This is a genomic window from Saccharothrix sp. ST-888, from assembly GCF_000955975.1.
GTDB lineage: Bacteria > Actinomycetota > Actinomycetes > Streptomycetales > Streptomycetaceae > Kitasatospora.
In genome coordinates this window covers 1-301 of sequence record NZ_JYJF01000992.1, presented here as the reverse complement: position 1 = coordinate 301, position 301 = coordinate 1, and the positions used below count along the sequence as shown (strand labels likewise).

General features: G+C 68.4%; 1 protein-coding gene. It reads left to right on the top strand.

Annotated elements, in window-relative coordinates; translation table 11 throughout:
• Window positions 1-189: hypothetical protein (locus tag UK12_RS44210; RefSeq protein WP_045307313.1), on the top strand; the 189-nt coding region annotated here is incomplete at its 5' end.
• Between the last annotated feature and the right edge of the window lie 112 nt (window positions 190-301).

Below are 301 nucleotides of genomic sequence, written 5' to 3'. Positions count from 1 at the left end.
CCCGACACAGTAAACGGCAAGACAGCCCCCGTCGCGGCCTTCAACCACACCACCGCCGCCATGACGTCGACTGGTTGCACCGTCAACACGAGCCAGTCGTTCACCGTGACCGCCTGGGCCAGGGCGACCGCCTCCGGCGCTGTGGTCATCTCGCAGGACGGCACCAACGCCACCACCATCGAGCTCTAGCCGTCCAACATCGGCAGCGGCAACGCGGCGTGGAAGTTCGGCATGACCGGGTCCGACACCCCGCACGCCACCGTCGACCTCACGGACACCAGCGACGCCGTCGCCCTCGTCC